Below are 16,431 nucleotides of genomic sequence, written 5' to 3' on the forward strand. Positions count from 1 at the left end.
GCCGCCGGCCTCAACGCGAATCGCTGTGCGTGGAACCGGAGGACCGTCATGCTCACCATTGGAAATTGCCGTATCGAAGCGCAAGTCGTCGACATCACTACGCTGCATGTCGACGCCATCGTGAACGCCGCGAACACGTCGCTGCTGGGCGGCGGCGGCGTGGATGGCGCGATCCATCGCGCAGCCGGGCCGCAGTTGCTGCGCGAATGCGAGACGCTGAACGGCTGCTCGACCGGCGACGCGAAGATCACCGCCGGCTACCGGCTCCCCGCGAAACATGTGATTCACACGGTCGGGCCCGTCTGGAACGGCGGCGCGCGCGACGAGGCGTCGTTGCTCGCGTCGTGCTATCGGCGCTCACTCGAATGCGCGCGTGCAGCCGGTGTGAAGAGCATTGCGTTTCCGGCGATCAGTTGCGGCATTTATCGCTTTCCGCCCGACGAGGCCGTGAAGATCGCGGTGCAGACCGTGGTCGACGTGCTCAGTGCCGAGCGCTCGTTCGAGCGAGCCGTATTCGCGTGCTTCGACGAAGCGATGCACGCACGTTACGTGCGCGAGTTGAGTTTGCGCTGAATGCGCACTGAGCGTGCGCGCTTCGCTCATCCTTCATTCCCCACCTTCGAAGCCTGACTGACGCCATGCTTCGAACGCGACCACGGCCACGGTGTTCGACAGATTCAGGCTGCGGTTGCCAGGCCGCATCGGCAGGCGCACGCGCTGCTCGGGCGCGAAAAGTTCGAGCAGCGCGTCGGGCAACCCGCGCGTTTCCGCGCCGAACACGAACCAGTCGCCCGGCAAGAATGCGTGATCGTGAAAGCGCCCCGAGCCGCGCGTCGTGAACGCGAACATGCGCGATGGGTCGGGCGTTTCGGCGGCAATGAAGGTATCCCAGTTGCGGTGCACGTGCATTTGCGCGTATTCGTGATAGTCGAGGCCGGCGCGGCGCATTTTCGCGTCGTCGAGCGGGAAGCCGAGCGGCTCGATCAGATGCAGCCGCGCGCCGGTGTTCGCGCATAGGCGGATCACGTTGCCGGTGTTCGGTGGAATTTCCGGTTCGACGAGAACGACATTGAACATGGCGATGAGAGTCTGAAAAAAACGATAAAAACGAAAAACGGCGAAAGGCGAGGTTCAGTCCTTCGGCGTGCGCAGCGCGACGAAATTCGTCACGCGGCGCGCGCCCGCTGCCTTGAGCGTATGCGCGAGCGCATCGAGTGTTGCGCCCGAGGTCATCACGTCGTCGACCACGCCCACATGCAGGCCGCTCAAGCCATGGTCCGCGCGCGTGAGCGCGAACGCACGGCCCACGTTGCGGCGGCGGGTTTCGCGGTCGAGCTTCGATTGCGCCGCCGTGTGCAGCGTGCGGCGCACCAGGGTAACGTCGGCGCGCGTGCCGAGCGCGCGGGCGAGCGGTCGCGCGATCTCCCATGCCTGGTTGTAGCCGCGCTCGATCAGACGTTCGCGCGAGAGCGGCACCGGCATGATGAGACCAGGTGCGTCGCCGGTATCGAGCACGTCGACGGCCGCGTGTGCGAGACGCCGCGCGAATTCTTCTCCGAGCGCGAGCCGCGCGCGAAACTTCAGGCCGAGCGCGAGCGCATCGAGCGGGGCGCGATAGTCCGCGAGCGCCAGCGTGGCGTCGAACGCGGGCGGTGATTTCACGCAAGCGTCACACCGGTAGCGCTCGCCGGCCCGCGCGTGCCGCGTTGCGCGACGCATGCCCGAAAGCGGCAGCGCGCAAACGGTGCAGCGCAGACGCGCCTCATTCCAGTACGCCGCATCGCAAGCCGCGCACAGCACGGCGCGCGTGCTGTTGTGCATGCCGTTGGATGCCCTGGACGTGTAGCGCGACAAATTGCCGCATAATGGACACAGATTGGGCAGCACGAACCCGGTAAGCCGCGGCCAGTGCGTTCGCGCGCTGAGCCGCACGCGCGCCAAGGCGCGTCGCAAAGCCTGAGCTTTCGCTCCGGTTTTTTCCGCAGCACAAGCACGCCGTAATGCGGGCGATTGGCTTGACGCCGAAGCGGGTGACGGTGCGTGCTGCTGCGGCATGGATGGACGGCCCGGACCAGGTTCGAGACTCGCGACTGAAGGAATGAGAGTGAGCGAGTATACTTCGCAGACTTCGCCAATACGACCGACATGTCTCCGTCTCACCCCAGACCCGGCCGTCCGGCCTACGAATCGCGCTATCTTCGACGGATATTCGACCGCCGTGCGGCGACGTTCGACGAGGTTGCGTTCCTGCCGCGCGAAATCGCCGGACGCATGCGCGAGCGCCTCGAATACATCAAGGTGAATCCCGCGAGCGTGCTCGACATGGGCTGCGGACCCGGCGACGACCTTCCCCATCTGCGCGAGCGCTTTCCCGAAGCGCCCGTATTCGGCACCGACCTCTCTTTCGCGATGCTCGAGCGCGCCCGTGCGCATGACGCCGGCGACACGAGCTGGCGGCGTTTTCTTCCCGCTTCGATTGGCCGTGCGCTCGGCGCGCGCGGTCCGCGTTTCGCGCAGGCCGACTTCGCCGAGTTGCCGTTTGCGCGTGAAGCGTTCGAGCTGCTCTGGTCGAATCTCGCCTTGCATTGGCACCCACGTCCCGATCTCGTGTTCGGCGAATGGCAGCGCGTGCTCAAGGTGAACGGCCTGCTCATGTTCAGCACGCTCGGCCCCGACACGCTCAAGGAATTGCGCGGCGCCTGGGCCGAAGTCGAAGCCGCGCATGGCGTGCCCACGCGGCCTCACGTGATCGATTTCGTCGACATGCACGATCTCGGCGACATGCTCGTCGAGAACGGCTTCGAGATTCCGGTGATGGACCAGGAGACGCTTACTGTCACGTACAAGACGCCGGAGAAGCTGCTCGCCGATGTGCGCCGCTGGGGCGCTTATCCGTTTAACCGCGTATTCTCGCGCGAAGGCCATGAGCGTCATGAAAGCGACCACGCCGAAGGGCTCGCCTCGCGGCGTCTCAATCGCTCGCTCGCGGACGCGCTGGAGGCACGCCGTTTGAAGGATGGACCTAACGCAGGTACGATTGCGCTCACCTTCGAAATAATCTATGGGCACGCGTGGAAGGCTGTGCCTCGCACGACAGCGGAAGGTCACGGTATCGTACGCATAGAAGATATTGGACGTGGTCCGACCAGGAATCGCTAACGTGATAAGGGGGGCTTTCGTTATGCCTGAAATTAGCGCCCGAAAAGCCCTCGAAAAATTATCGAAAAACCGCTGAAAGCCCCGTCGGTATTGGGTTTGCGGCAGATTGTGGCTTGCTTGTGGGTGCTCGGGATCGCGCCTATAATGCGTCGGTTGCTGCATCGATTGCCGCCCTAAATCTTACGCAGCAAGTCCAGATCTCCCGCAGTTGTGTAAGGCAGCAAGCGGCGATAGTCTGCGAGTGTTGCAGTGGGGGAGGCGAGCAATGCAGACGTCTGATCTGCTGGCGAGTCCGGAGCCGGTCCTGAAGGACTGGATCATGAAGCGCAACTGCTCGGTTTCGCCCAGGCAATTCGTGTTGTTCTATGTATCGCTGGCGCTAGTTTCCATCGCGATCGCCGTTCTGTTGTTGATCCGTGGCGCCTGGCTGGTATTGCCGTTTACAGGCATCGATCTGTTGGTAGCGGGTGGCGCGTTTTTGGTGTATGCGCGCCATGCTGTCGATTACGAACGTATCAGGCTTTATCCGAACCGGCTGGTGATCGAGCAGATGAGCGCCGAAGCGCTCACGCAGTTCGAATTCAATCCCCGCTGGGTCCGGGTCGAACCGGGCGCGACCCCACGCGATCCGGTACGTCTCGTGTCCCGCGGCCAGGCGGTCGCAGTCGGTTTGCATTTGCCGCAGTATCGGCGTGCGCAGTTCGCGCGGGAACTGCGCATGTGGCTCGCGCGCGCCGCTTGAATGCGCAAACGCGTGGCAGGGTGGGGTTCATTCAGCGTGCGAGTCTTTAAATGACGCGCACCCAGGGCGTGACCTGGTTGCAGAACCTTCCTGCGGGGTCGAGGGTTTGAATGGAATTTATGGGTAAGGAAGCTATGAAAACAATCAAGCGAGCCCTACAGGGCGTGCTGGCGTGCAGCGGACTCCTCGTCGCCGGCTCGGCACTCGCTGTCGGAGACAGTCCGGGCGGCCCCGCCGTCAATGAGATCAATTTCCAGCCGCCCGTCACGCGCATCGCAGAAGAGCTTTATAACCTGCACATGATGATGCTGCTGTTGTGCGCCGTGATTTTTATCGGTGTATTCGGCGTCATGTTCTATTCGATGTACGCACATCGTAAATCGAAGGGCCATAAAGCTTCGCATTTTCACGAAAGCACGACCGTTGAAATCATCTGGACGATCGTGCCGTTCGTGATCGTCGTGCTGATGGCACTGCCGGCCACCAAGGCTGTCGTCGCCATGAAGGACACGACCAACGCCGACGTCACCGTCAAAGTCACCGGCTACCAGTGGAAGTGGGGCTACGACTACGTGAAGGGTCCGGGCGAGGGCATCAGCTTCATTTCGACGCTCACGACGCCGCGCTCGCAAGTGAACGGCCTGGCGCCGATCAGCGACACGTATCTGCAGGAAGTCGATAACCCGCTCGTCGTGCCGGTCAACAAGAAGATCCGCGTCATCACGACCGCCAACGACGTTGTGCACTCGTGGTACGTGCCCGCGTTCGGCGTGAAGCAGGATGCCATTCCGGGCTTCGTGCGCGACACCTGGTTCAAGGCGGAGAAGGTGGGCACCTATCGCGGCTTCTGTACCGAACTGTGCGGCAAGGAACACGCGTTCATGCCGGTCGTGGTCGAGGTGTTGTCCGACGAGGACTATGCAAAGTGGGTGGATACGCAAAAGGCGAAGATGGCTGCCGCCAGCGACGATCCAAACAAGACCTACACGATGGCCGAGCTCAAGGCGCGGGGCGAGAAGGTCTACGCAGCGAACTGCGCGGCCTGCCACCAGGCTAACGGCAAGGGTGCGGGCGCGTTCCCGGCGCTCGACGGCAGCAAGATCGCCAACGGCCCGATCGCCGGCCACGTGAACATCGTCCTGCACGGCAAGGCTGCGATGCCGTCGTGGGCGCCCACGCTGAACGATGTCGAGATCGCCTCGGTGATCACGTTCGAGCGCAACGCATGGGGCAACCACATGGGCGACATGCTGCAACCGCGCCAGGTCGCCGATGCACGCAACGGAAAGATGCCCGAAGGCGGCGCGCAAGCGGCGGCGGAAGCTGCGCCGGCAGCGCAAGCCAGCGGCGCGGAACAGGCGGGCGCGGCAAGCGGCGCCGAGCAGGCTTCGGGCGCAGCGCAGACCAACGCAGCGGCGCTCCCGGCCAGCATCTATTTCGAAGTCGGCAAGAGCACGCTGCCGGCCGACGCGAAAGACGCAATCCAGGCTGCGGCCGACTATGCGAAGGCGCATCCGGATGCGAAGTTCACGCTCTCGGGTTTCACCGACGCGAGCGGCAAGGCAGACACCAACGCGGAACTCGCCAAGCATCGCGCGCAGGCTGTGCGCGATGCGCTGAAAGCGGCGGGCATCGCCGAGGATCACATCATCCTCAAGAAGCCGGAGACGGTTACCGGCGGCGCCGACGCGAAAGAAGCACGGCGCGTGGAAATCAGCCCGGCAGCCTGAGCGGGGGCTGATCGGCGCCGGCGTGCGAAAAGAAGGATAGAGGCGCGCACCGGGCCGTGAAAAGAACAGTCAGTCGCATAGGCCAACACAGTAGTAAGAGACGCAAAGCAATTCGCTTCAGGAGAGAGTCATGTCTAGCATCGGACACGATGTAGCGGGCCACGGTCATGTGCACGGGGACCACGCCCACGAGACGCCCCACGGGTGGCGACGCTGGCTGTTCGCCACGAACCACAAGGACATCGGAACGCTGTATCTGCTTTTTTCGTTCGTGATGTTCCTGTCGGGCGGTGTGATGGCTCTGGCCATCCGTGCCGAGCTGTTCGAGCCGGGCCTGCAGATCATGCGCCCCGAGTTCTTCAATCAGCTCACCACCATGCACGGCCTCATCATGGTGTTCGGCGCGATCATGCCGGCATTCGTGGGCTTCGCGAACTGGATGGTGCCGCTGCAGATCGGCGCATCGGACATGGCGTTCGCGCGCATGAACAACTTCAGCTTCTGGCTGCTGCCGGCCGCCGCCGTGCTGCTCGTGGGTTCGTTCTTCACGCCGGGCGGCGCGACCGCCGCGGGCTGGACGCTCTATGCGCCGCTTTCCACGCAGATGGGCCCGGGCATGGACTTCGCGATCTTCGCGGTGCACATCATGGGCGCGTCGTCGATCATGGGCGGCATCAACATCGTCGTGACGATCCTGAACATGCGCGCACCGGGCATGACGCTCATGAAGATGCCGATGTTCGCGTGGACCTGGCTGATCACCGCGTACCTGCTGATCGCCGTGATGCCGGTGCTCGCAGGCGCGATCACGATGCTGCTGTTCGACCGTCACTTCGGCACGAGCTTCTTCAATGCGGCAGGCGGCGGCGACCCGGTCATGTACCAGCACATCTTCTGGTTCTTCGGCCACCCCGAGGTCTACATCATGATCTTGCCGGCGTTCGGGATCGTGTCGCAGGTGATTCCGGCGTTCTCGCGCAAGCCGCTGTTCGGCTATAGCTCGATGGTGTACGCCACGGCGTCGATCGCGATTCTCTCGTTCATGGTCTGGGCGCACCACATGTTCGCGACCGGCATGCCGGTCACGGGCCAGCTGTTCTTCATGTACGCGACCATGCTGATCGCGGTCCCGACGGGCGTGAAGGTGTTCAACTGGGTGGCGACGATGTGGCGCGGCGCGCTGTCGTTCGAAACGCCGATGCTGTTCGCCGTGGGCTTCCTGATCGTGTTCACGTTCGGCGGCCTCTCGGGTCTGATGCTCGCCATGGCGCCGCTCGACATCCAGTATCACGGAACCTATTTCGTCGTTGCGCACTTCCATTACGTGCTGGTGGCGGGGTCGCTGTTCGCGCTGTTCTCGGGGTGGTACTACTGGGCGCCGAAGTGGACCGGCTGGATGTACAACGAGATGCGCGGCAAGATCCACTTCTGGTGCTCGCTGATTTTCTTTAACCTCGCGTTCCTGCCGATGCACTTCGTCGGCCTCGCCGGGATGCCGCGTCGCTACGCCGACTATCCGGCCCAGTTCACCGACTGGAACCAGGTCATCACGATTGGTGCGTTCGGCTTCGGCCTCTCGCAGGTGTACTTCCTGTTCTTCGTGGCGCTGCCGGCATACCGTGGTGGCGGCGAGCTGGAAAAGGCCTCGGACAAGCCCTGGGATGGCGCGACCGGCCTCGAGTGGACCGTGCCGAGCCCGGCTCCGTTCCACACCTTCGAAAATCCGCCGACGGTCGAGTAAGCCATCGGTCCTGGGCGTCCGGCCGCCGTGCGCGGCCGGACGCGAGACATCCCGCAGCAACTGCGCAACACAAGCATGACCCGGAATCCACAAAAAAGACGTACACCCGAACAGATCCGCTCGGGCAACCTGCGGCTCGGCCTGATTTTGCTGGCTGTCGTCGGCGTCTTTTTTCTGGGTGCCGTTCTGAACCAGGTGTATTTCGGCGCTCATTGAGGCCAGCAGCAAGAGGCGCTTCGCATCGCGTTGAGCGCCGGTGTACGTACGAGGAAGTTCGATGTCCACGCCGAAGTTTTCAGATCGCACTGGCAGTGATCGCGGGTTCAACCGCTCGATGCTCATCAAGCTCGTGGTGATCGCGTTCCTGATGTTTGGTTTCGGTTTTGCGCTCATCCCGATGTACCGCGCGATTTGCCAGATCACCGGCATCAACAATCTCGTGCAGCGTGACGTCACCGCGCGCGAGGCGCGCAACACGCAGGTCGACATGACGCGCACGATCTCGGTGGAGTTCGATGCGAACGCGCGCGGGCTGCTGGGTTTCAAGCCGGAACAGACGAGCCTCGAGGTGCACCCGGGCGAAGTCATGACGGTGATGTACGACATTTCGAACAACGAAGGGCGCACGATCGACGCGCAGGCGATTCCGAGCTACGCGCCGAAGCAGGCGACGGAATACTTTCGCAAGATCGAGTGCTTCTGCTTCACGCAGCAGACCCTGAAGGCGAACGAGACGAAGCGCATGCCGGTGGTGTTCGTGATCGATCCGAAACTGCCGAAGGACGTGAAGACGATCACGCTGTCGTACACGTTCTTCGAACTGAACAAGCCCGCAGTGCCGCAGCCGCCGAAGCAGTCGGCTGGCGCATGAGATGAGCGAGGCGTGAGCGTACCGGGACGACGCGCATGAACGGCAACGATAGAAAGGAAGAACGCGGCGGCGCCAGCCAGGAGGCCGGCGCGGCAAAGCAGAAGAAGAGCGGCTTGCTGCAACTGGCGAAAGCCGTGGGGTGGTCGTTCTTCGGCATACGCAGGCGCGCCGACCTCGAATCGGACGCGGCGCAACTGCACCCGCTGGCGCTGATTGCAGCGGGGATCATCGGCGCGGCAATCTTTATCGTCGTGTTGCTGTTGATCGTGCACGCGGTGGTGGGCCAGGCGTAGCGCGGGGCGGCATGCGGAACGCATGCGCTCGCGCCTGAAGGCGAAAACGAATAACGAAGACAGACCGCCGGCAACAACAGTCGGCAAAAGCCGGCACTGTCCGGAGCAACTGGAAATTGGAGAATCAGGCATGAGCGGCCAAAACGATAGCCCGTACTACTTCGTACCGCACCCGTCACGGCATCCGATCAGCGCGTCCATTGGTCTTCTGATCATGCTTGCGTCGCTGGCGTCGTGGATCAACGGCGAGTCGTGGGGGCCGATCGGCGTGGCCGCCGGTCTGCTGTGGGTGCTCTTCACGCTGTGGCACTGGTTCGGCGACGCTATCGCCGAGTCGGAAGGCGGCATGTATGGCAAGCGTGTCGACAAGTCGTATCGCTGGAGCATGAGCTGGTTTATCTTCTCCGAAGTGATGTTCTTCGGCGCGTTCTTCGGTGCGCTCTTCTACGCGCGCCAGATTGCCCTGCATCAGCTCGGCAGCCTCGACTACAAGCTGATCTGGCCGGACTTCACGGCGGTGTGGCCGAACAATGGCCCGGCGGCGCTCGTCTCGCACTTCCGTTCGATGACGCCGTGGCCGGTGCCGACCATCAACACGGCGCTGCTGCTCTCCTCGGGCGCGACGCTCACGGTGGCTCACCACGCACTGCGCGACGACCACCGCAACAAGACCATTGCGTGGCTCGGGGCAACGATCGTCCTGGGCCTGTGCTTCCTGTGCCTGCAGGTCTTCGAGTATGTCCACGCGTACAACGAACTGAATCTCACGCTTGCCTCGGGCATCTACGGTTCGACGTTCTTCCTGCTCACGGGCTTTCACGGCTTTCACGTGTTCCTCGGCGGCACGATGCTTGCGGTGGTGCTGGTCCGCTTGATTCGCGGCCACTTCACGGCTGAACACCACTTCGCATTCGAAGGCGCCGCATGGTACTGGCACTTCGTGGACGTAGTCTGGCTCGGCCTCTACGTCGTCGTGTACTGGCTGTAACGCACACGCTGCGGGCGTAATAAGACAAGGCGCCGCCCCGACACTGTCGGCGCGGCGCCTTGGCTTTTGCAGAACCGGATGATGCGGAAGGTCGCGCGATGGCGGGGCGAGGCGGTGAGCCGATGGCTGAACTCAGCGGCCGTACGGAATTCCGGTGGACTGGATCCAGCCCATCCAGTGCGCGAAGAGAATGAAGAGGAAAAGCGAGATGGACAGACCGACGCGCGTCGCGAGCGACCACACCATTCGCTTGCTGCGGCCGCGGTCGTGCATCATGAAGTAAAGCGCCGAGATCATGCTCGCGATGATCAGCACGAATGCAATGGGGACAAGTATGTGCATGAAGTTCACTGAAGTTGGCATACCTGAAAACGCCTGTCTCATTATCGCACCGTGTCCCCGGGGGCAGGGTTCGGCCATTCGAATGCAGTGCATTGGATGTGCCCGATGAAGATCCGTCTCATTCCCGCGCTGCTCATCCTGATCGTGATGGCCGTGACCATCCGGCTCGGCTTCTGGCAACGCGACCGCGCCCATCAGAAGGAAGCACTGCAGGCGCAGATCACGCGTTATGAGAATGCGACCCCTCAGAGCGTGGGCGCCGAGCCGATTCCGCTGACGGACATCGAGTTTCATCGGGTGCGCGCAAAGGGCACGTTCATGCCCGAGCGCGTGGTGTATCTCGACAATCGTCCGTATAACGACCAGCCAGGCTTTTACGTGGTGATGCCGCTTAAACTGGAGGGCGGTGGCTACGTGCTCGTGAATCGCGGTTGGCTCCCGCGCAACATCCAGAATCGCGAGCAGATCGCGCCTTATCTGACCCCAAGGGAGCCGGTCGAAGTGGTGGGCATTGCGCGCGCCGATGCCTCGCGTGCCTTCGAACTAGGGGCGGGCGGCTCTGCAGCGCAAAAGAAGATACGGCAGAATCTCGGCGTCGCCTCCTATGCGGCGGAAACCGGACTGCCGTTGCAGCCCTTCGTGATCCAGCAGACGGACGCTGTGCCGGCCTTGAAGGACGGCCTCGTGCGCGACTGGCCTGTGCCGGCCACCGATGTCGAACGCAACTACGGTTACATGCTCCAGTGGTGGGGCATGGCGGCCGCAGCGCTCGGATTCGGCCTTTACGCGGCTCGCCGGGCTGCGACAAAAGAGCGCATTAAGGGGCATGGCACGGAGTCGGCTCACGGCACGAAGGACGCCTGATGATTCGCCGGGCGACGATTCGCCGGGCGACGAATGGCTGCTGCAGCATCGCAGCGCATGAATAACTGGAAGCGACAGAAACGAGGTTCAAGCAGTGTCGACGCATTCTCCCGATTCATCCCAGGTTTCGCGCAACGCATCGCCGCCAAAGGGCGCACCGCCAAAGGGCGCTCCGCCAAAGGGCGCATTGCCGAATGGGGCTCAAAAGAAAGGCTCGTGGCAGCGCGGCCGCTGGATGCTGCTGCTGATCGCGCTGATCTGCGGCGCGCCCATCGCGATCTCGTATTTCACCTACTACGTGATCAAGCCGAAGGGCGGCTCGACGAGCTATGGCACGCTGATCGAGCCGCAACGCACGATTCCGTCCGCGCTGATGGTGACAGGCGACGATGGCCGCGAAGTGCCGCTCGACTCGCTGAAGGGCCATTGGCTGATGATTTCGGTGGACGGCGGCGCGTGCGGGCAGGCCTGCGCGCAGAAGCTCTACTTCATGCGCCAGGTGCGGGCGACGCAAGGCGCGGAGCGCGAGCGCGTCGTCACGGTCTGGCTGCGCACCGATGACGCGCCGGTGCCGGCCGTGGTGAAGACCGCCTATCCGGACACGCGCATGTTGCGCGCCGACTCGGTCTCGGTGGCTGCTTGGCTGCCGGCGACCGACAAGACGAAAGACACCGATCACATCTATCTGGTCGACCCGAACGGCAACCTGATGATGCGTTTCCCGGAGCAGCCGGATCCGTCCAGGATCAAACAGGACGTGACCAAACTACTGAAGTGGTCGCGTATCGGTTAAGGTGCGCAGCGCGAGTCTGACAGAGAAGAGTACGAAAGATGTTTATCCTTGAGCTGGGCCTGATTGGTCTGTGCATCGCGTTGCTGCCGCTGTCGTGGGTCTGGGTGAAGGCCGACGACGACAAGTTCCGCAAGCTCGTGTGGCTCACGACCTTCATGACGCTCGACCTCGTGATGTTCGGTGGCTTCACGCGCCTCACCGATTCGGGTCTCGGCTGTCCTGACTGGCCCGGCTGCTATGGCACCTCGTCGCCGTTCATCGCGCATGCGCAGATCGCCGCCGCGCACCTCGCCATGCCCAGTGGCCCCGTGAGCATGACCAAGGCGTGGATCGAGATGATCCACCGCTACTTCGCGATGGCCATCGGCGTCCTCATCATCGCCCAGACGGCGATCGCCTGGCGCGCGCGCATCAAACGCCTGCCGCTGCATGTGTCGCCGTGGTGGCCCACGGCGCTGCTCGGCCTGATCGTCGTGCAAGGTGCGTTCGGCGCCTGGACCGTGACGATGAAACTGCAACCCATCATCGTCACTACGCACCTCTTGCTCGGTCTCATGCTGCTCGGCGCGCTCGCGTGGCTCGCCGCGCGCATGACGCCGCTGCCCGCGTACGAGCCCGACGCTGCGCGCTGGCGCGTGGCCGCGCTGGTGGCGCTCGTACTGCTCGTCGTGCAAATCGCGCTGGGCGGCTGGGTGAGCACGAACTACGCGGTGCTCGCGTGCACGGACTTTCCGACCTGTAACGGCGCATGGATCCCGCCGATGGACTTCCATCATGGCTTCCATCTCTGGCGTGCGCTCGGCATGGACGGCAACGGCGACGTGATCACTCAGGACGCGCTCGTGGCGATCCATTGGACGCATCGCACCTTCGCGTTCATCGTGGTCGCTTATCTGGTATGGTTCGCCCTCAAGTTGCGGCGTTACGCTTCGCTGCGACGCCCCACTAACTGGATCGTGATCGTGATCGCGATCCAGTTTCTGACCGGGCTATCCAACATCGTGCTGCAGTGGCCGCTGCCCGTGGCAGTGGCGCACAACGGTGGCGCGGCGATCCTGCTGCTTCTGGTCGTCGTGCTAAACTTTCGAATTGCTTGTAGCCGCCCCGGCCGCGCCGTTCTCCCTGCGCGCGACACCGCTGCGGTGTGACCCCGCCCTATGGAAAGTACAACCTTCTCTCAGACGCCCGGTAGCCGGATTTCGCAGTATCTTGCGCTCACGAAGCCCCGCGTCACTCAATTGGCCGTGTTCTGCGCGATCATTGGCATGTTCCTCGCCGTTCCGGGCATGGTGCCCTGGAAACAGCTGGTCGGGGGCACCGTCGGGATCTGGCTGACGGCGGGCGCGGCCTTCGCGATCAACTGTCTGGTCGAGCAGAAGGTCGACGCCCGCATGCGGCGCACCTCCTGGCGTCCTTCGGCGCGAGGCGAGATCACCAGTGCGCAGATCCTGATGTTCTCAGCGGCGATCGGCGGCCTTGGCATGTGGGTGCTGTACACGTTCGCCAATCCGCTCACCATGTGGCTCACGGTCGCGACCTTCATCGGCTACGCGATCATCTACACGCTGCTGCTCAAGCCCGCCACGCCGCAGAACATCGTGATCGGCGGCGCCTCGGGCGCGATGCCTCCGGCGCTCGGCTGGGCAGCTGTCACGGGCCACGTGCCCGCCGACGCCTGGATTCTCGTGCTCATCATCTTCGTGTGGACGCCGCCGCACTTCTGGGCACTCGCGCTCTACCGCCGCAAGGACTACGAAAACGCCGGCCTGCCGATGCTGCCCAACACGCACGGCGAGAAGTACACGCGCCTGCATATCCTGCTCTACACCTTGATCCTGTTCGCGGTCACGTTGATGCCCTATATCTCGGGCATGAGCGGCGTGCTGTACCTGGCTGCGGCGGTTTTGCTCGGTGCAGTGTTCCTCGCCTACGCGTGGAAAATCTACGTCGAGTATTCGGACGCACTCGCCCGCAAGACTTTCCGCTATTCGATCGTTTACCTCTCGGTGCTGTTCGCCGCGCTGCTCGTCGACCACTACGTGCGCGCCTTCATCGGGATGTAACGACATGATCCATTCAACGTTCGCGCGTGCCGCGCGTGTCACGCTTGTTGCACTCGCTGCGGCAGGCGCGCTCGGCGGCACGTTGCTGCTCGAAGGCTGCGGCCAGCAGCCGCCATCGTTCTCGAACCTCGACATCACCGGCAACACGCAGTTCGGCAAGGACTTCTCGCTGCCAGACTCGAGCGGCAAGATGCGCTCGCTCGCGGACTTCAAGGGCAAGGTGGTCGTGCTGTTCTTCGGCTACACGCATTGCCCGGACGTATGCCCGACCACCATGGCCGAGCTGTCCCAGGCCCTCCAGCAACTCGGGCCCGATGCCGCGAAGCGCGTGCAGGTGCTGTTCGTGAGCGTCGATCCCGAACGTGACCGCGCCGCGATCCTGGGCCAGTACGTAAGCGCGTTCAATCCCACCTTCATCGCGCTGCGCCCGGCCAACGAAGAGCAGCTCAAGCAGATCACCAAGGACTTCCGCGTCTACTACGCGAAGGTGCCCGGCAATACGCCCGACGGCTACACGATGGATCACACCGCCGCGAGCTACGTGTTCGACACCACCGGCAAGCTGCGGCTGTTCGCGCGCGATGGCCAGGGCGTCACGCCCTGGCTGCACGATCTGAAGATCCTGCTAGACGCCAACGACTGAGGCCGTCCGGCCTCCGATACCCTCGGTTCGCCCAATGCGCCGGCGTCGTCCGGCGCCGTGGAATATTCGTATGCGAATTCTTTATTTCGCGCGGCCGGGGCCATATGAGACCATTCACGTCCACCCGGCCGATGGCACACAATGCCTCCGCAGCTGGGACAGGAAGAAACAAACACGCAACCAGCGGGAACATCATCGCCATGCAGCGCAGAAATCTGATTAAAGCTCTCCTCGCCGGCTTCGCCGCCGCCACCACGCTCACGGCCAGCTTCGGCGCCCACGCCGACGACAAGGTTATCAAGGTCGGGACCGTCTCCGGTCCGGACGCGCAGGTCTGGGCCGTGGTCCAGAAGGTCGCCAGGCGCGAAGGCCTGAACGTGAAGGTCATCGAATTCAACGACTACGTGCAGCCGAACGCGGCGCTCGACTCGGGCGACCTCGACGCCAACAGCTTCCAGACCGGACCGTACCTCGACGGCCAGGTCAAGCAGCGCGGTTATAAGCTCGTGAACGTGGGCCTCACGTACATTTCGCCGATCGGCGTGTACTCGAGGAAGCTCAAGTCTCTGAACGAACTGCCGCAAGGTGCGAAGGTCGCGGTGCCGAACGATCCGTCGAACGAGAACCGCGCGCTGCTGCTCCTGCAGAACAAGGGCGTGATCAAGCTGCGCGCTGGCGCGGGCACGAACGGCAACAACGCGACGCCGCTCGACGTTGCCGAGAACCCGAAGAAGGTGAAGCTCGTCGAGCTGGACGCCGCGCAGCTGCCGCGCGCGCTCGGCGACGTGGACGCCGCCGTCATCAACACGAACTACGCGCTGGCCGCCGGCCTCCAGCCGACCAAGGACGCCATCGCGCTGGAAGACACACACAGCCCGTACGCGAACCTGATCGCCGTGCGCGCCCAGGACAAGGACAAGCCGTGGGTGAAGAAGCTGGTCGCAGCGTATCAGTCGGAAGACGTGCGCCAGTTCATCAAGAGCGAGTTCAAGGGTTCGATGATCCCGTCGTTCTGAGCGACGCGGAACCCTCACGCTGCGTTTAAGCCGCCGCGCTGGTGATCTAGCAAACGAAAAAGCCGCTTCCTGGAAGCGGCTTTTTTTGCGTCCGCATTTTCGGCGGGGCGCTTACCCCAACAGTCTTGGCACCCGCTAACCGTCTGGTAGCGAAATAGCCCTCCGGCCTCTTAAAGAGAGCCCACAGATATCTTTCCAGGGAAAATCCCGATCCCCGCGCCGACGCCTTTCTCATCATAAATCAACGATAACTATTTGATTATTATGTAATTTTATTCAACATACGTACGGCCGCCGCACCTGTTGACTGGTATTATTGTGGTTATATAATGGGCTCAAATTTGCACCGGGTCGATGCCATGAAGACAATGGCGAAAGTGCCAGATGGCCTGCCCGGATGCCCCACGATCTGTCCAACCGCTGGCCGGAGCTCCATGGAAACCCGTTGGTCTGCCCTGATGCCTGATGCGCGCAACATCACGCCGCTTTATCTGCAACTGGCGCGCAATCTTGCGACGGCCATTCATTGCGGCGTGTGGTCGGCGGGCGAGGCGCTGCCGTCGGAGCGCACGCTCTCGGATGCCATTGGCGTTTCGCGCATCACGGCGCGCAAGGCCATCGAGCTGCTGGTCGAGCAGGGGCTGATCCGGCGCGCACGCGGCGCGGGCAGCTTCATTACGCCGCGCGTGGAAGATCCGCTTTCGCGCCTGACTGGTTTCACGAAGAAGATGGAGCAGCGCGGCTTCACGCCTGATTCGGTCTGGCTGGAGCGCGAGGTGCGTGCTGCTCACCGCGAGGAGATCGTGCAGCTCGGGCTTTCGCCCGGCGCCTCCGTTGCAAGCCTGCGCCGCTTGCGCCGCGCGGATGGCATCGTGATGGCCGTCGAGCATTCGGCGCTGCCAGCGTCCATCGTGCCGGACGCAGGCGCAATCGACGGCTCGCTCTATGCGTATCTCGAAGGGCGCGGCGTGCCAGTCGTGCGCGCGCTCCAGCACTTTCGCGCGGTCAACGCGACGGGCGAAATCGCCAGGCTGATGGATGTAGAGCCGCGTGCGGCGCTGCTCGTGATCACGCGCGTGGGCTTTTCGCGCGATCAGCATGCCATCGAGCTCACCGACACTTATTGCCGGGACGGTTTTTACGACTTCGTCGCGGAGCTAAGGCAATGAATGCAGTAGCGACGGCA

Annotated in this window: 19 protein-coding genes; 16 read left to right on the plus strand and 3 right to left on the minus strand. The window is 63.2% G+C overall.

All coding sequences use genetic code 11. The features are described from left to right. The first annotated feature begins 48 nt into the window (after positions 1-48). Positions 49-573, plus strand: coding sequence for an O-acetyl-ADP-ribose deacetylase (locus P5W99_RS01510; protein ID WP_421022886.1), 525 nt, complete (start codon positions 49-51; stop codon positions 571-573). Between the two features lie 33 nt (positions 574-606). On the opposite strand, the gene trmL is transcribed toward P5W99_RS01510, so the two are convergent. Then, positions 607-1,077 carry a tRNA (uridine(34)/cytosine(34)/5-carboxymethylaminomethyluridine(34)-2'-O)-methyltransferase TrmL gene (gene trmL / locus P5W99_RS01515; protein WP_421022887.1) on the minus strand — a complete coding sequence of 157 codons (471 nt, stop codon included), beginning with the start codon at positions 1,075-1,077 and terminating at the stop codon, positions 607-609. 54 nt (positions 1,078-1,131) lie between these two features. Beyond that, a complete protein-coding gene (locus P5W99_RS01520) occupies positions 1,132-1,941 on the minus strand; it encodes a ComF family protein (RefSeq protein ID WP_421025151.1) in 810 nt (269 codons plus the stop codon). Positions 1,942-2,145: 204 nt separating this feature from the next. On the opposite strand from P5W99_RS01520, the gene P5W99_RS01525 reads away from it, so the two are divergent. The 8 genes from P5W99_RS01525 to P5W99_RS01560 all read left to right on the plus strand — a co-directional run bounded on the left by P5W99_RS01525 (position 2,146) and on the right by P5W99_RS01560 (position 9,524). Further along, a complete protein-coding gene (locus P5W99_RS01525) occupies positions 2,146-3,159 on the plus strand; it encodes a methyltransferase domain-containing protein (RefSeq protein WP_421022888.1) in 1,014 nt (337 codons plus the stop codon). Positions 3,160-3,424: 265 nt separating this feature from the next. Further along, on the plus strand, positions 3,425-3,901 hold the full coding sequence (locus tag P5W99_RS01530; protein ID WP_421022889.1) for a DUF2244 domain-containing protein: 477 nt from the start codon (positions 3,425-3,427) through the stop codon (positions 3,899-3,901). Between the two features lie 110 nt (positions 3,902-4,011). After that, on the plus strand, positions 4,012-5,631 hold the full coding sequence (coxB, locus tag P5W99_RS01535; RefSeq protein WP_421022890.1) for a cytochrome c oxidase subunit II: 1,620 nt from the start codon (positions 4,012-4,014) through the stop codon (positions 5,629-5,631). A gap of 130 nt (positions 5,632-5,761) precedes the next feature. Then, positions 5,762-7,372 (plus strand): cytochrome c oxidase subunit I, encoded by a 1,611-nt coding sequence (gene ctaD, locus P5W99_RS01540; RefSeq protein WP_421022891.1) that lies wholly within the window; start codon positions 5,762-5,764, stop codon positions 7,370-7,372. 75 nt (positions 7,373-7,447) lie between these two features. Further along, positions 7,448-7,588, plus strand: a complete 141-nt coding sequence (locus P5W99_RS01545) for a cytochrome oxidase small assembly protein (protein WP_213297775.1) — start codon at positions 7,448-7,450, stop codon at positions 7,586-7,588. A 61-nt stretch (positions 7,589-7,649) separates the two neighbouring features. Beyond that, positions 7,650-8,243 (plus strand): cytochrome c oxidase assembly protein, encoded by a 594-nt coding sequence (locus P5W99_RS01550; RefSeq protein WP_421022892.1) that lies wholly within the window; start codon positions 7,650-7,652, stop codon positions 8,241-8,243. Positions 8,244-8,278: 35 nt separating this feature from the next. Further along, on the plus strand, positions 8,279-8,536 hold the full coding sequence (locus P5W99_RS01555; RefSeq protein WP_421022893.1) for a DUF2970 domain-containing protein: 258 nt from the start codon (positions 8,279-8,281) through the stop codon (positions 8,534-8,536). A gap of 130 nt (positions 8,537-8,666) precedes the next feature. Further along, positions 8,667-9,524 (plus strand): cytochrome c oxidase subunit 3, encoded by an 858-nt coding sequence (locus P5W99_RS01560; RefSeq protein ID WP_421022894.1) that lies wholly within the window; start codon positions 8,667-8,669, stop codon positions 9,522-9,524. Between the two features lie 132 nt (positions 9,525-9,656). Here P5W99_RS01560 and P5W99_RS01565 read toward each other — a convergent pair whose 3' ends face one another. Next, entirely contained in the window at positions 9,657-9,866 is a 210-nt protein-coding gene (locus P5W99_RS01565; protein WP_035524088.1) for a twin transmembrane helix small protein, read from the minus strand. 105 nt (positions 9,867-9,971) lie between these two features. Between P5W99_RS01565 and P5W99_RS01570 the strand changes: the two genes are divergently transcribed. The 7 genes from P5W99_RS01570 to P5W99_RS01600 all read left to right on the plus strand — a co-directional run bounded on the left by P5W99_RS01570 (position 9,972) and on the right by P5W99_RS01600 (position 16,414). Further along, positions 9,972-10,730 (plus strand): SURF1 family protein, encoded by a 759-nt coding sequence (locus P5W99_RS01570; protein ID WP_421022895.1) that lies wholly within the window; start codon positions 9,972-9,974, stop codon positions 10,728-10,730. Between the two features lie 235 nt (positions 10,731-10,965). Continuing rightward, positions 10,966-11,523 (plus strand): SCO family protein, encoded by a 558-nt coding sequence (locus P5W99_RS01575; protein ID WP_434662388.1) that lies wholly within the window; start codon positions 10,966-10,968, stop codon positions 11,521-11,523. Between the two features lie 38 nt (positions 11,524-11,561). Beyond that, positions 11,562-12,671 carry a COX15/CtaA family protein gene (locus P5W99_RS01580; RefSeq protein ID WP_421022897.1) on the plus strand — a complete coding sequence of 370 codons (1,110 nt, stop codon included), beginning with the start codon at positions 11,562-11,564 and terminating at the stop codon, positions 12,669-12,671. A 9-nt stretch (positions 12,672-12,680) separates the two neighbouring features. After that, on the plus strand, positions 12,681-13,586 hold the full coding sequence (gene cyoE, locus P5W99_RS01585) for a heme o synthase (protein WP_421022898.1): 906 nt from the start codon (positions 12,681-12,683) through the stop codon (positions 13,584-13,586). A 4-nt stretch (positions 13,587-13,590) separates the two neighbouring features. Beyond that, positions 13,591-14,229 (plus strand): SCO family protein, encoded by a 639-nt coding sequence (locus tag P5W99_RS01590; RefSeq protein ID WP_421022899.1) that lies wholly within the window; start codon positions 13,591-13,593, stop codon positions 14,227-14,229. A 200-nt stretch (positions 14,230-14,429) separates the two neighbouring features. Continuing rightward, the gene (locus tag P5W99_RS01595) at positions 14,430-15,245 is read left to right on the plus strand and encodes a MetQ/NlpA family ABC transporter substrate-binding protein (protein ID WP_421022900.1); all 816 of its coding nucleotides are present in this window, start codon (positions 14,430-14,432) and stop codon (positions 15,243-15,245) included. Positions 15,246-15,679: 434 nt separating this feature from the next. Continuing rightward, a complete protein-coding gene (locus P5W99_RS01600) occupies positions 15,680-16,414 on the plus strand; it encodes a GntR family transcriptional regulator (protein ID WP_421022901.1) in 735 nt (244 codons plus the stop codon). Positions 16,415-16,431 lie beyond the last annotated feature (17 nt).

This window comes from Paraburkholderia sp. A3BS-1L (genome assembly GCF_051125215.1).
GTDB lineage: Bacteria > Pseudomonadota > Gammaproteobacteria > Burkholderiales > Burkholderiaceae > Paraburkholderia.